Annotated in this window: 13 protein-coding genes; 7 read left to right on the forward strand and 6 right to left on the reverse strand. The window is 70.4% G+C overall.

The features are described 5' to 3' along the window. Nucleotides 1–58: 58 nt before the first annotated feature. Entirely contained in the window at nt 59–1,417 is a 1,359-nt protein-coding gene (locus tag ACFVS8_RS07620; RefSeq protein WP_387059794.1) for an FAD-dependent monooxygenase, read from the reverse strand. Nucleotides 1,418–1,536: 119 nt separating this feature from the next. Between ACFVS8_RS07620 and ACFVS8_RS07625 the strand changes: the two genes are divergently transcribed. Then, nucleotides 1,537–2,100 carry a TetR/AcrR family transcriptional regulator gene (locus ACFVS8_RS07625; protein WP_387059797.1) on the forward strand — a complete coding sequence of 188 codons (564 nt, stop codon included), beginning with the start codon at nt 1,537–1,539 and terminating at the stop codon, nt 2,098–2,100. A 39-nt stretch (nt 2,101–2,139) separates the two neighbouring features. Here ACFVS8_RS07625 and ACFVS8_RS07630 read toward each other — a convergent pair whose 3' ends face one another. From ACFVS8_RS07630 to ACFVS8_RS07640, 3 genes are all read right to left on the reverse strand, one after another. Further along, nucleotides 2,140–3,051 carry a rhodanese-related sulfurtransferase gene (locus tag ACFVS8_RS07630; protein ID WP_387059800.1) on the reverse strand — a complete coding sequence of 304 codons (912 nt, stop codon included), beginning with the start codon at nt 3,049–3,051 and terminating at the stop codon, nt 2,140–2,142. Nucleotides 3,052–3,628: 577 nt separating this feature from the next. Beyond that, nucleotides 3,629–4,132, reverse strand: a complete 504-nt coding sequence (locus ACFVS8_RS07635) for an ArsR/SmtB family transcription factor (RefSeq protein ID WP_387059803.1) — start codon at nt 4,130–4,132, stop codon at nt 3,629–3,631. A 109-nt stretch (nt 4,133–4,241) separates the two neighbouring features. Beyond that, the gene (locus ACFVS8_RS07640; protein WP_387059806.1) at nt 4,242–4,880 is read right to left on the reverse strand and encodes a LysE family translocator; all 639 of its coding nucleotides are present in this window, start codon (nt 4,878–4,880) and stop codon (nt 4,242–4,244) included. Between the two features lie 53 nt (nt 4,881–4,933). Here ACFVS8_RS07640 and ACFVS8_RS07645 point away from each other — a divergent pair, with 53 nt between their 5' ends. From ACFVS8_RS07645 to ACFVS8_RS07665, 5 genes are all read left to right on the forward strand, one after another. Continuing rightward, complete coding sequence (locus ACFVS8_RS07645; protein WP_387059809.1) at nt 4,934–6,025, forward strand: enoyl-CoA hydratase/isomerase family protein; 1,092 nt, start codon at nt 4,934–4,936, stop codon at nt 6,023–6,025. A gap of 114 nt (nt 6,026–6,139) precedes the next feature. Beyond that, a complete protein-coding gene (locus ACFVS8_RS07650; RefSeq protein WP_387059812.1) occupies nt 6,140–6,790 on the forward strand; it encodes a GntR family transcriptional regulator in 651 nt (216 codons plus the stop codon). A gap of 31 nt (nt 6,791–6,821) precedes the next feature. Continuing rightward, complete coding sequence (locus ACFVS8_RS07655; protein ID WP_387059815.1) at nt 6,822–8,360, forward strand: MmgE/PrpD family protein; 1,539 nt, start codon at nt 6,822–6,824, stop codon at nt 8,358–8,360. Nucleotides 8,361–8,465: 105 nt separating this feature from the next. After that, a complete protein-coding gene (locus tag ACFVS8_RS07660; RefSeq protein WP_387059818.1) occupies nt 8,466–9,611 on the forward strand; it encodes a bifunctional 2-methylcitrate synthase/citrate synthase in 1,146 nt (381 codons plus the stop codon). Between the two features lie 124 nt (nt 9,612–9,735). Continuing rightward, the gene (locus ACFVS8_RS07665; protein ID WP_387059820.1) at nt 9,736–10,299 is read left to right on the forward strand and encodes an acyl-CoA thioesterase; all 564 of its coding nucleotides are present in this window, start codon (nt 9,736–9,738) and stop codon (nt 10,297–10,299) included. Between the two features lie 50 nt (nt 10,300–10,349). Here the strand turns inward: ACFVS8_RS07665 and ACFVS8_RS07670 are convergent, their stop codons facing one another. Further along, entirely contained in the window at nt 10,350–11,444 is a 1,095-nt protein-coding gene (locus ACFVS8_RS07670) for an AI-2E family transporter (protein WP_387059823.1), read from the reverse strand. A 59-nt stretch (nt 11,445–11,503) separates the two neighbouring features. Continuing rightward, nucleotides 11,504–12,124, reverse strand: coding sequence for an SRPBCC domain-containing protein (locus ACFVS8_RS07675; protein WP_387059826.1), 621 nt, complete (start codon nt 12,122–12,124; stop codon nt 11,504–11,506). Between the two features lie 69 nt (nt 12,125–12,193). Between ACFVS8_RS07675 and ACFVS8_RS07680 the strand changes: the two genes are divergently transcribed. After that, entirely contained in the window at nt 12,194–12,556 is a 363-nt protein-coding gene (locus tag ACFVS8_RS07680; RefSeq protein WP_387059829.1) for a hypothetical protein, read from the forward strand. Nucleotides 12,557–12,588: the final 32 nt, after the last annotated feature.

The raw sequence follows: 12,588 nt of genomic DNA on the forward strand, positions 1-12,588 counted from the left end.
GAGCGGAGGGCGGTTCACACGGAAACGCCCTCCGCTCGCGCGAATCTCCTCCCGCGCGTCACTCGGCTGCCGGCACCGCGACGACGACCTGCCGCTCGCGCTCGGCCGGCAGCGACGGCCCCTCGCCGCCGTCGACGAAGAGGCGCTTCGCCAACGGACGCATCGGGCGCGAGAGCATGAGCCGCACGTTCACCTTGGCGAACGCGGACATGAGGCGGGTGCGCGGCAGCATGACGGCGAGGCTGCCTCCGGGGATCTGGCGCGACTTCTCCGTGTGCGGCGCGAGCTCGGCCTCGAACCGGGCGAGGGCCGCCGCGACGGCTGCCGAGTCGCCGAGGCCGCCGGTGCCGGCGAGGAGGCGCGAGCCGACCGACGGCGACCCCGCGGCATGCGCGAGCCCGACGATCTCGCGACCGAGCAGGTACGCGCCGACGATCGCCATCGCCGTGCCCATGCCCGTGAGCGGTGAGCCGCAGGTCGCGGCGTCGCCGAGCAGCACGACCCGGCCGTTCGCGAGGCTCGGCAGGTCGACGCGCGCGAGGTCGTCGAAGTAGAAGTCGTCGGCGCGCTCCATGGCGTCGAGGATGCGGTCGGCGTGCCATCCGCCGCCCGCGATCGCCCGGCGGATGAGCGCCTGCTGCGCTGCGCGGTCGCCGCGGAGCGCGGGATCGGTCGCCGTCCGCACGTTGATGATGGCCTTCGACGTGGTCGGATCGCCGTCGGGGCGGATGCCGAACATCGCGCCGGGCACGAGCCGCATCGCGAACCAGCCGGGCTCGACGTCGTCGGGGGTCGACATCGTGAAGAAGGCCGCGTAGCCGCCGAGGTTCGTGACGTAGTCCGATTCGGGCCCGAACGCGAGCCGTCGCGTCGCGGAGTGCACGCCATCGGCCCCGACCACGAGGTCGTACCGTTCGCGGCGGCCGGAGGCGAAGGTCACGTCGACTCCGTCGGCATCCTGCTCGACCGCGGTGAGGTGGTCGCCGTAGCGCTGGTCGAGCAGGTCTGCGCCGTCGACTCGGGCACCGTCGGCCCGGGTGGCTTCGGTTCCGGATGCCGCGGCCTCGCGCAGCGCGTCGAGCAGCACGCCGTTCAGGTCGCCGCGCGTGATCTCGACCTCGGCGACCGCGCCCTTGCCGTCGAAGTCCTCCATCGCCATGCGGCCGTAGACGCGACCGTCGCCGTCGACGTAGCTCATGCCGCGCTCGTCGAGCCGGTGGCGCCGGATGCCGGGCATGAGGCCCATGCGCTCGGCGGCCTCGCGGCTGGCGCCGCGAAGGTCGACGGCCTGGCCGCCGGGCCGGGGCGTGGTCGCGCGTTCGACGATCGTGGTCGGGATGCCCGCCCGCACGAGCTGCAGGGCGAGCGCGTTGCCGGCGATGCCGCCGCCGGAGATCAGGATGCGGGGAGTGCTCATGTCGTCGTCCTTCTTCGCGTGTCCGTCTGGAATTGCACATATGTCTTACACGAATGTCTAACACCGCAAACCTGCTTTGTCTAGGACATATGTCTGAGACGTTCGAGTAACGTGGGCTCATGGGCAATCGAGAAGACCTCCTGGCCGGCGCTCGCAAGGTCATCGTGGAGCAGGGGGTCGCCAAGGCGACCGCGCGCGACATCGCCGGTGCTGCAGGTGTCAGCCTCGCCGCGATCGGCTACCACTTCGGGTCGAAGGAGCAGTTGATCACCGAGGCGCTGCTCGACGCGCTCGGCACGGCGATCGGCGACGGCATGGGGGAGCTCATCCTCGCAGGTCGCGACGACGCACCGATCGACGGGTTCGCGCGACTCTGGAACGGCATGCCGGCCGTCTTCGCCGAGAACCGCGAGGCCCTGCTCGCGAGCCTCGAGAACACCCTGCGCATCGTGCGCAACCCCGTCGGCCGCGAGCAGATGCAGGCCGCCGTCGAGGGGGCCTACGAGGGCATCGCCGAGGAGTTCTCCGCGGCGCACCCCGACCTCGACGCCGACCGCGCTCGGGCCCTCTCGGAGTTCAGCTTCGCGCTCGTGCAGGGCCTCGCCATCCTGTGGCTGCTGAACCCCGAGGGCACGCCGAGCGGCGACCGCCTCGCCGACGCGGTCCGCACCCTGACCGAATAGTCGAGCGCCTGCCGGCCTGGCGCGCGATCGTTCGGACGGCTACTCGACGCGCGACGGCGAGGCCGCCGCGTGCACCGCGCACTCGGCGGTGTCGCACGACGCGCACACGACGAGCTGCGTGCGGCACGAGGCATCCGTGCAGTTGACGGTGCGCTTGGTCGCCTCGCCGCAGACCCCGCACTCGCCGATGACGGCGGCGTGGTCGCTGAAGTCGATGGAGCCGCGCCCGTCGAACACGTAGAGCGAGCCCTTCCAGAGGCCGTCGTCGCCGAAGCGCTCGCCGTAGCGCACGATGCCGCCCTCGAGCTGGTAGACCTCGCCGAACCCGCGGCTGGTCATGAGGCTCGAGAGCACCTCGCAGCGGATGCCGCCGGTGCAGTACGTGACGACGGGCTTGCCCTTGAGGTCGTCGTACTCGCCCGAGTCGAGGAGCTCGACGAAGTCGCGCGTGGTCTCGACGTCGGGCACGACCGCTCCCGCGAACCGGCCGATCGCGGCCTCGAGCGCGTTGCGTCCGTCGAAGAAGACGACGTCGTCGCCGCGCTCCGCCACGAGCTCGTGCAGGGCGTCGGGCGTCAGCCTGGTGCCGCCGCCGACCACGCCCCCATCGTCGACGCGCAGCTCGCCGGGCGCGCCGAACGAGACGATCTCGTCGCGCACCTTGACGCTGAGCTTCGGGAAGTCGAGCGTCGCGCCCTCGGCGTCGAGGCCGGTGCCCTCGCTCCACTTGAAGTCGATGTGCTTGAACGCGGGGTACTCGCGGGTCTTGCGCACGTAGCGCTTGAGCGCGCCCATCTCGCCGCCGAGCGTGCCGTTGATGCCGTCCTTCGAGAGCAGGATGCGGCCGCGCAGCCCGAGCGACTCCGCAAGGTCGCGCTGCCAGAGGCGCACGGCATCGGGGTCGGCGAGGGGCGCGAAGGCGTAGTAGAGGAGGATCTTGGCGAGGGCCACCCCGAGATTCTACGAGCGGATGCCGGGAGCAGGCGGGGTGAGCGTCGGGTTCGCCTGCCGGGTACCTTCTCGAGTGCCTCGCGCCCTCGCGTCTCACGCCCCACACGCCATGCGCCATGCGCCATCCGCCACGAGCTACGAGTTACGAGCTACGGACCGGGGTCGCACGGTCGCAAGGCCCGCTTGGTGGCTGTCTGCCCGGCCGCGCTGGTTTCGCACCTGTCGCCGCCCCGACGCTGCGACATCCACGCCCAGTCCTGAACAAGACTTCCACCAGGTCGGGTCCCGGCTCGCCAGCCCTGCTCGATCGCTATGCCAGTTGCGCCTCATCGATGAGGCGGAACTGGCATACGGAAAAACGCGTCGCCCGACCGACTCGTGGCCGCTCCCGCACGTCGTGGGTGGGTCAAGAACCCGAGGCGGGGCCTGAGCGGCCTCGGGAGACACGGGCTTGGTGCCGGGTGCCTGGTGCCGGGGCCCGTAGAGGCCGGGAGGCGGGGAGGCCGGGAGGCCGGGAGGCCGGGAGGTCTGGAGCTCGGGAGACCGGGGGATCGGAGGGATCGGCGCGGCCGGCCAGTCACTCCTCCCGGAGGTCCCAGGTCCCGCGGGATGGCGAACCCCTGCGACCCTTGCCGCCAGCGCGGTGCGGACGACAGGCGGGACCGGGCTGCGACGGATTCACCGGGGATCGACGATCGACGTGGGAGACGCGGGACGGAGAGACAGGCCCCAGCGGCATCCGGCCGGGCCGTGCATTCTCGTCGGACCCCTCGGACCCGTCGGCGCCCGAGCCGAAGCCGTACCGATGGTCCCACAGCACGAAGAGCTCGCCGACGGCGTCGTCGAGTCGGTGCAGGAAGCGTTCGTCGAGTCGGTAGTGCCGCACGGTCAGGTCCGGCGTCACCGTCACCGCCCGCGCGTCTCGGAGCATGCGGAGATGGTGCGAGACCGCAGATCTCGAGATGTCGAACTCCGCCGTGACGGCGTCGGTCAGCATCCCGACCGGGTGCGAACCGCCGGCCAAGATCTCCACGATCCTGCGACGGACGGGTTCGGCGAGGATCTCGAACGGATGCAGCATGAGCGAACGCTAGCTCTGCGGAGGACTGTCGACCTCGCGTCTCGACGGTTCCACCCGGACCGGTCGAATGTCGGCCAGGGGGAGGAGCGGTGCGCGGAACGTGCGTCGGTCAGTGCGTGTTGCCGCTCAGGGCGAGCACGCCGCCGAGCCCGATCATCATCACGCCGCCCGTTGCTGAAAGGTGCTCGATGCGCTTCGGCGACCGGGCGAACCAGCCGCGGGCGGCGCTCGCCGCGAGTGCCCAGACCGAGTCGCAGAGCATCGCGAGCACGATGAAGACGATGCCGAGCTCGAACAGCTGGAGCGGGATCGACCCCGCGCCGAACGAGACGAACTGCGGCAGCACGGCGACGAAGAACGCGATCGTCTTGGGGTTCGTGACGCCGACGACGAAGCCCTCGCCGAGCTGGCGCCAGTGCGAGCGCGGCGCGGTCCTCCGATCGACGGATGCCGCGGCATCCGCTCGGTGCCTGATCGCCTGGATGCCGAGGTAGACGAGGTAGCCGGCGCCGGCGAACTTGATGATCGTGAAGAGCACGACGGACTGGGCGACGATCGCGCCCACGCCGAGCGCCACGGCCGCGACGAGCGGCACCATGCCGAGCGCGTTGCCCACGACGCTGAGCAGTCCGCCGAGCCGACCGAGCGCGAGCGAGCGCCCGATGACGAAGAGCACGCTCGGGCCGGGGATGACGATCAGCACGATCGACGCGAGCACGAACGCGCCGAGCGACTCGAGGGGGACCATCCGGCGATGGTACTCCCTGCGCTGCCACGGCCGACGGCGATACGGTGGCAGACGTGAGCGACCACATCTCTGCAACCGTCGCCGACGGCGTCGGCCACATCACGCTCGACCGGCCGAAGGCGCTCAATGCCCTGAACTATGACATGATCGTCGCCCTCGGCGAGGTCTTCGAGGCCTGGCGGCACGACAGCGAGGTGGCGGTCGTCGTGCTCGACGGCGCGGGCGACCGGGGCTTCTGCGCGGGCGGCGACATCCGCGAGCTGCACGGGTTCGCGACGAGCGGGCGCACCGCCGAGGCGCAGACCTTCTTCCGCACCGAGTACCGCCTCAACGCCGCGATCGCCCGGTATCCGAAGCCCGTCGTCGCGATCATGGACGGCATCACCATGGGCGGCGGCGTCGGCCTCGCCGGGCACGCGTCGGTGCGCGTGGTCACCGAGCGGTCGCGCGTCGCGATGCCCGAGACCCGCATCGGCTTCACGCCCGACGTCGGCGGCACCTGGCTGCTCGCCAACGCGCCGGGCGAGCTCGGCGTGCACCTCGCGCTGAACTCGCGCACCATGGACGCCGCCGACGCGATCCACGCCGGGTTCGCCGACGCCCTCGTGCCCTCCGAGAGCCTGCCCCACCTGCTGCAGGCGCTCGCCGAGCGCGCCGATCCCGGCAGCCCCGCCGAGATCGTCATGCTCTTCGACGAGACGCCGGGCCCGTCCGCGCTCGCGGCGGACCGCGACTGGATCGACGCCTGCTACTCCGCGCCGGCGACGGCCGAGATCCTCGAGCGGCTGCGCGCATTCGCAGCCGGCCCGGCGGTCGAGGGGGAGACGGATGCCGCGGCATCCGCCCGCGAGCACGCGGCCGCCGCGGCCGACGAGCTCGAGACCCTCTCGCCGACCGCCCTCGCGGTGACCCTCGGCGCCGTGCGGCGCGCCCGCACGCTGCCGCGCCTCGAGGACGCGCTCGAGCAGGAGTTCCGGCTCGTGTCGTGGTTCGTCGGGCAGCCCGACCTGCACGAGGGCATCCGGGCGCAGGTCATCGACAAGGATCGCAACCCGGCCTGGAGCCCCGCGTCATCGGCCGAGTTGCCCGAGAACCTCTTCGAGCAGGTGCTCGGTCACCCCGTCGATCGGAGCGTGTTCGACTGACCCTGCGCCGTTCATCGCCGCAGTGTATGCAGAAGGCGCGATCTTCGCAGTGGATTGCGCTGATTCCGCATCATCTGTATACATAGAGCAGTGACGACGGCGAGGGGAGCGACGATGCGGGCCAGTGCACGCGCCTATGCGACCCTCCGCGAGGAGATCCTCGACGGCTCGCTCGGCCCGGGCACCGTGCTCGCCGAGGTCGAGCAGGCCGAACGGCTCGGCGTCTCGCGCACGCCCGTGCGTGAAGCCCTCGCGCGACTGGTCTCCGACGGACTGGTCTCGGCGCAGTCGGCGCGCGTGCTCGCCGTCGCCGAACTCTCGGCCGGGTCGATCGTCGACCTCTACGAGCTGCGAGAGGCCCTCGAGGAGCAGGCGGCCCGGCTCGCCGCGAGCCGCGGCGACCACGACCGGTTCGCCGCGATCGCCGATCGGTTCCGCACCGCGGGCACGCTCGTCGACGCCGGCTCCGCGGGCCTCGGGGAGTACTACGAGGTCATCGCCGACTTCGAGCTCGCCGTCGACGAGGCGGTCGCGAACCCGCACCTCAGCGCCGCGCTGCGGAGCGTTCGCCTGCACTCGACGCGGGTCAGGCGGCTCGCGAGGCACGACCCCGACCGGCTCCGCGCCGCAGCGGCCGAGCACCGCCTCATCGTCGAGGCGATCGCGGCCCGCGACCAGTCGCTCGCCGCGCACGCCACGCACGTGCACCTGCATATGAGTCTTCGCCACGCGCTCGCCTCGATCGAGGCTCGACGCGTAGCCTGAGGCACAGGCACCACACCACGAAAGGGAACCGATGCTGACCCACCACCTGCGCATGCACCGCAGCGACGAGAACCTCGCACGAGAGGGCCAACTCGCGTGGCAGCTCGCCGGAATCGCCATCGATCCCGTCGAACTCGACGACGACGTCGTCGACATGGTCGTGAACCGTGTCATCGACAATGCGGCGGTCGCCGCGGCATCCCTCGCACGCAAGCCCGTCGTCTCGGCGCGCAGCCAGGCGCTCGCGCACCCGGTGTCGATCGGCGGCGACGGCGCGACCGTCTTCGGTGCGGACGCCGCCCGACGCACGAGTCCCGAGTGGGCCGCATGGGCCAACGGCGTCGCCGTGCGCGAGCTCGACTTCCACGACACGTTCCTCGCCGCGGAGTACTCGCACCCCGGCGACAACATCCCGCCGATCACCGCCGTCGCGCAGCACCTCGCCGCGAGCCGCGGCCTCACGGGCCGCGACCTCGTGCGCGGCATCGCGACGGGCTACGAGATCCAGATCGACCTCGCGAAGGCGATCTCGCTGCACCAGCACAAGATCGACCACGTCGCCCACCTGGGCCCGTCGGCCGCCGCCGGCATCGGCACCCTGCTCGGGCTCGACCAGGAGACGATCTTCCAGGCCATCGGCCAGGCGCTGCACACCACCACCGCGACGCGGCAGTCGCGCAAGGGCGAGATCTCGACCTGGAAGGCGCACGCCCCCGCCTTCGCGGGCAAGATGGCCGTCGAGGCGGTCGACCGCGCGATGCGCGGCGAGACGAGCCCCGTGCCGATCTACGAGGGTGAAGACGGCGTCATCGCCTGGCTGCTGGGCGGGCCGGAGGCCACCTACGAGGTGCCGCTGCCCGAGCCCGGCGAGGCCAAGCGCGCGATCCTCGACTCCTACACGAAGGAGCACTCCGCCGAGTACCAGGCGCAGGCGTGGATCGACCTGGCCCGCAAGCTGCACGAGGAGTACCCGCTGATCCTCGACGAGCCCTCGCGCATCGAGTCGATCACGCTGCACACCAGCCACCACACGCACTACGTCATCGGATCCGGCGCGAACGACCCGCAGAAGTACGACCCCGACGCCTCGCGCGAGACGCTCGACCACTCGATCCCGTACATCTTCACGGTCGCGCTGCAGGACGGCTCGTTCGACCACGAGACCTCCTACGGGGCCGAGCGCGCGCACCGCGCCGACACCGTCGAGCTCTGGAAGAAGGTCTCCACGGTCGAGGACGCCGAGTGGACCCGCCGGTACCACTCGAACGACATCGCCGAGAAGGCGTTCGGCGGCCGCGTGGTCATCCGTCTCGCCGACGGCGGCGAGATCGTCGACGAGATCGCCGTCGCCGACGCGCACCCGCTCGGCGCCCGGCCGTTCGCGCGCGAGCAGTACGTGTCGAAGTTCCGCACGCTCGCCGAGTGGGTGCTCGAGGAGGCCGAGATCGAGCGGTTCCTCGACCTCGCGCAGCGCCTGCCCGAGCTCACGCCCGACGAGCTCGGCGGCCTCACCGTCACCGCGGCGCCCGGTGCGCTCGTCGGCGCGGAGATCCCCAGCGGACTGTTCTGACCACCTCCGTCCCCGGCCGACGACGCGTCGGTCGGGGACGGCCCGACCAATACCGGTGGGCGGTCGTCACCGCCCACCGGCGAACCGAACTCGATGAGGAGCACGATGAGCGACCAGCAGCAGGCACCCGAGATCTACAAGGGACTCGCCGGAGTCCCCGTCGACTACACGGCCGTCTCGAAGGTCAACCCCGAGACCAACTCGCTGCTGTACCGGGGGTACCCCGTGCAGGAGCTCGCGGCGTCGGCGACGTTCGAAGAGGTCGCGTACCTGCTCTGGAACGGCGAGCTGCCCGACGAGCGCCAGCTCGCCGAGTTCGAGCAGCTCGAGCGTTCGCTGCGCGGCCTCGACCACGAGATCAAGCGCATCATCGACGAGCTCCCGCTCACCGCGCACCCGATGGACGTCGTGCGCACGGCGGTGAGCGTCATCGGCGCGATCGACCCCGAGACGCCCGACGACTCCCGCGAGGCGAACCTCGCCAAGTCGATCCGGCTCTTCGCGAAGCTGCCCTCGATCGTGGCCTACGACCAGCGCCGCCGCCACGACCTCGACTTCGTCGAGCCCCGCGACGACCTCGGCTACTCGGCGAACTTCCTCTGGCAGACGTTCGGCGAGCTGCCCGAGCTGCCGGTGGTGAGCGCGTTCGACGTGTCGATGATCCTCTACGCCGAGCACTCGTTCAACGCGTCGACCTTCACCGCCCGCGTCATCGCGTCGACGCTCGCCGACCTGTACTCCGCGGTCACCGGTGCGATCGGCGCGCTCAAGGGACCGCTGCACGGCGGCGCCAACGAGGCCGTCATGCACGCCTTCGAGGAGATCGGGCCCGGCGAGGGCGGCGCCGAGCGTGCGGTCGAGTGGCTCGACGCGGCGCTCGCCGAGAAGCGCAAGATCATGGGATTCGGCCACCGGGTCTACAAGCACGGCGACTCCCGCGTGCCGACCATGCGCGACTCCCTCGAGCGCATGGTCGAGTACTACGACCGGCCCGACCTGCTCGAGCTCTACGTCGCGCTCGAGACCGCGATGGGCGAGCGCAAGAACATCAAGCCGAACCTCGACTACCCGGCCGGCCCGACCTATCACCTCATGGGCTTCGACACCGAGACCTTCACGCCGCTGTTCGTGGCGAGCCGCGTCACGGGGTGGACCGCGCACATCATGGAGCAGCTCGCCTCGAACGCGCTCATCCGTCCGCTGTCGGTCTACAACGGCCCCGACGAGCGGCACGTGCCCGAAGGGCGCTGACCTCGCCTCGACCGCGCGCCCCTCTCGCATCCGCACAACCGGGGCGCGCGGCATCCGCTCGCTCGCTGTGGCGACCCGCCAATGATGGGGAATCGACCAAGGAACGGTCGTACAGTCGTCGACTATGCACATGATCTTCCGCACGCTGCTGCACGTGCTGTTCCTCTCGCGCCGCAAGCCCGACCTCGGGCCCGACGACGTCGCGCGCACGGACTTCATCACGCTGCCGACCGATCTCGACATCAACCGGCACATGAACAACGGCGTGTACTTCTCGATCATGGATGTCGCGCGCTTCGACATGCTCGTGCGCAACGGCGTGTGGCGGCTCATGCGCGAGAAGGCCTGGTACCCGGTCGTGGCGAGCGAGACGATCACGTTCCGCAAGTCGCTGGAGCTCTGGGACCGGTTCACGATCGAGTCGCGCATCACGGGCTACGACGACAAGGCGGTCTACCTCGAGCAGCGCTTCGTGCGCCCGGGCGCCGACGGTGCTCCCGAGATCTACGCGCAGGGGTTCATCCGCGCGCGGTTCCTGCGCAAGGCCGGCGGCGTCGTGCCCGTCTCCGAGCTCATCGAGGTGTTCGGCGCCCCCGCGAGCGGTGGGCTGCCGGAGTGGATCGAGCGCTGGGGTGCGGATGTCGCGCTGCCGGCCACGCGCGCAGACGCGCCGTCGGTCTGGGCCTGACGGGCCGACGGTATGGGTCTCGCGGCTGACGGGCCGGCGGACGCGGTCGCCTAGAGCTTGGCCTGCTTCGGGATCGTGACCTCGCGGATGATGAGCAGGATGCCCGCCGAGATCGGGATCGCGACGAGCGCGCCGAGCAGGCCGAGCAGCGTGCCGCCGGCCAGGGCCGAGATGAGCACGATCGTGCCGGGCACCTGCACGGCCTTGCCCATGACCTTCGGCGTCAGCACGTAGGCCTCGACCTGCATGTAGACGAGCATGAAGATCAGCACGATGATGCCGGCGGTGGGCGAGACGAGCAGCGAGATGATCGTCATCAGGATCGTGGTGAGCACGGTACCGATGAGCGGGATCAGGGTGACGAAGAAGGCCACGACGCCGATGACGAGCGCGTACGGCACGCCGACGACCGCGAGCAGGATAGTCGAGTAGACCGCGTTCATGAACGCGAGCACCACCATGCCGCTCAGGTACTTGCCGACCGAGAGCATGATGCGCTCGGCGAGGTCGCTCACGCGGGCCCGTTCCGAGGCTCGGATCAGCGTGTAGCAGGCGCGCTTGGTGGCATCGAGCGTGGCGATGAAGTAGATCGACAGCACGAACACGAAGAAGCCGGTCGAGATCGCGGAGATGACCGAGGCGCCGAACGCGAGCGCCCCACCGCCGACGGTGGCCCAGAAGTTCGGGTCGGTGAGGATGCCCTGCACGGCGTCGACGATGCCCGCGAGCAGTCCGTTGGTGGCGTCGTTGACGTTGTCGTACCAGCCCGAGGACTCGGCGTTCGCGACCATCTTGGGGATGTTGGTGATGAGGCTCGTCGCCTGCTGGATCACGGGCGGAAGCACGATCCAGACGATGGCGACGACGACGCCGATGAAGAGCAGCATCACGACGACGATGGCCGAGGCGCGCTTCAGGCCCCGGCGCTCGAACCAGCGGATGAGCGGGTCGAGTCCGAGCGCCACGAACGCGGCGATGAAGACCGACAGGATCACGCTCTGCAGGTTGACCACGGCGATGCCCAGGAGCGCCGCGAGCATCACGCCGAGCGAGACGATGAACCCCCAGCGCAGCGGGTGGTTCGCGAAGAAGGTGCCGTTGCTCTGTGCGGGTTCGCGCCGCCGCATGCGGTCTGCCGTGTTCACGGCGTCAGTCTAGGGACGGCGGACTCCGGCGGACCGCCTGCCGCGCCGGGCGCGACGGCTCAGGCCGGGGTCGTCGGGGCGGAGGCCTCGTCGACCTCTCCCACGGCCGTGAGTCCCTCCGCCGCGGGACCGTCGTCGTCTTCGAGTTCGCGCTCGGCGGGTGTCGGGTTGCGCGGCGGGATCGTGAGCTCCTGGTAGTAGCGCTTGAACGCCGGGAAGTAGGTCTCCCACTCGGGCATGGCCGCGTGCGATCGCGCGGCGACGAGCCGGTCGAGGTAGTAGTCCCAGCCGGGACCCATGCTCGCGACATCCGTCTGGGGGTAGATGCGCTGACCGAAGGTCAGTGCCGTGAGCCCGCCCCGCTCGGTGAGGTTGGCGAGCAGCCGCATGTGCTGCGCGTCGCCGCCCGTGTCGACGACGAAGTGGTGCGGGGGGTCGCAGAAGAGGATGCTGACCGGCTCCCAGCCCTCGTCTTCGGCGTAGCCCTCCTCGGCGTTCATGCGGAACTTGACGGCTCCGGTCGCCGGGCTGCCGGTGTAGGTGCCGACCCAGGCCTTCATGGCGTTGCGATTCGTCAGGCTGAACCAGACGTCGACGATCGGTGCATGGAAGAGGCGGTCGAACTCGAGGTAGAGCCCGTCTGCCCTCTGCTGGTAGTGGCCGGTCGGTTTCACGGACATCGTCGCCCCCCGTTGGTTCGGTCATTTCAGGCTAAACCCGCATTGACGGTTCCTACTAGAGTGATGCGCATGAGTTCGAAGGCGCAGCAGCACGAAGAGGCGATGAACGTCACCGATGGCAAGTCCGGACTGTGGGGCTTCCTCGTCGGCCTCATCGTCGCGGCGTTCATCGCGATCCCGCTCTCGGCGGCGTTCTCGTTCGCGACGCACCCGAACACGCAGCAGCTGTTCTCGGGCCGGCTCGACGAGGCCAGCCAGGGCGGCTACACCGCGTTCTGGTGGCTCGCGACCATCTTCCTGGCCGCGCTGCCGTTCTTGGTGGGCTACGCCGTCGCGAACCTCTCGCGCAAGTCGCTCGCGATCGTCGGCGCGATCATCGCGCTGTTCATCATCGCGGCGCTCGTGCTGGGCCAGCTCTTCCTCGTCGTCTGAGCGACGACCTCACGACCTCCGAAGGCCGATCC

The organism is Agromyces sp. NPDC058110 (assembly GCF_042884735.1).
Taxonomy (GTDB): Bacteria; Actinomycetota; Actinomycetes; order Actinomycetales; family Microbacteriaceae; genus Agromyces.

Bases quoted from the DNA above. Each gene is read 5' to 3' on its own strand.
- ACFVS8_RS07660 (WP_387059818.1), top strand. From the start codon at position 8,466: ATGAGCGACCAGCAGCAGGCACCCGAGATCTACAAGGGACTCGCCGGA.
- ACFVS8_RS07650 (WP_387059812.1), top strand. From the start codon at position 6,140: ATGCGGGCCAGTGCACGCGCCTATGCGACCCTCCGCGAGGAGATCCTC.
- ACFVS8_RS07675 (WP_387059826.1), bottom strand. From the start codon at position 12,124: ATGTCCGTGAAACCGACCGGCCACTACCAGCAGAGGGCAGACGGGCTC.
- ACFVS8_RS07640 (WP_387059806.1), bottom strand. From the start codon at position 4,880: ATGGTCCCCCTCGAGTCGCTCGGCGCGTTCGTGCTCGCGTCGATCGTG.
- ACFVS8_RS07620 (WP_387059794.1), bottom strand. From the start codon at position 1,417: ATGAGCACTCCCCGCATCCTGATCTCCGGCGGCGGCATCGCCGGCAAC.
- ACFVS8_RS07635 (WP_387059803.1), bottom strand. From the start codon at position 4,132: ATGCTGCATCCGTTCGAGATCCTCGCCGAACCCGTCCGTCGCAGGATC.
- ACFVS8_RS07680 (WP_387059829.1), top strand. From the start codon at position 12,194: ATGAGTTCGAAGGCGCAGCAGCACGAAGAGGCGATGAACGTCACCGAT.
- ACFVS8_RS07665 (WP_387059820.1), top strand. From the start codon at position 9,736: ATGCACATGATCTTCCGCACGCTGCTGCACGTGCTGTTCCTCTCGCGC.
- ACFVS8_RS07655 (WP_387059815.1), top strand. From the start codon at position 6,822: ATGCTGACCCACCACCTGCGCATGCACCGCAGCGACGAGAACCTCGCA.
- ACFVS8_RS07625 (WP_387059797.1), top strand. From the start codon at position 1,537: ATGGGCAATCGAGAAGACCTCCTGGCCGGCGCTCGCAAGGTCATCGTG.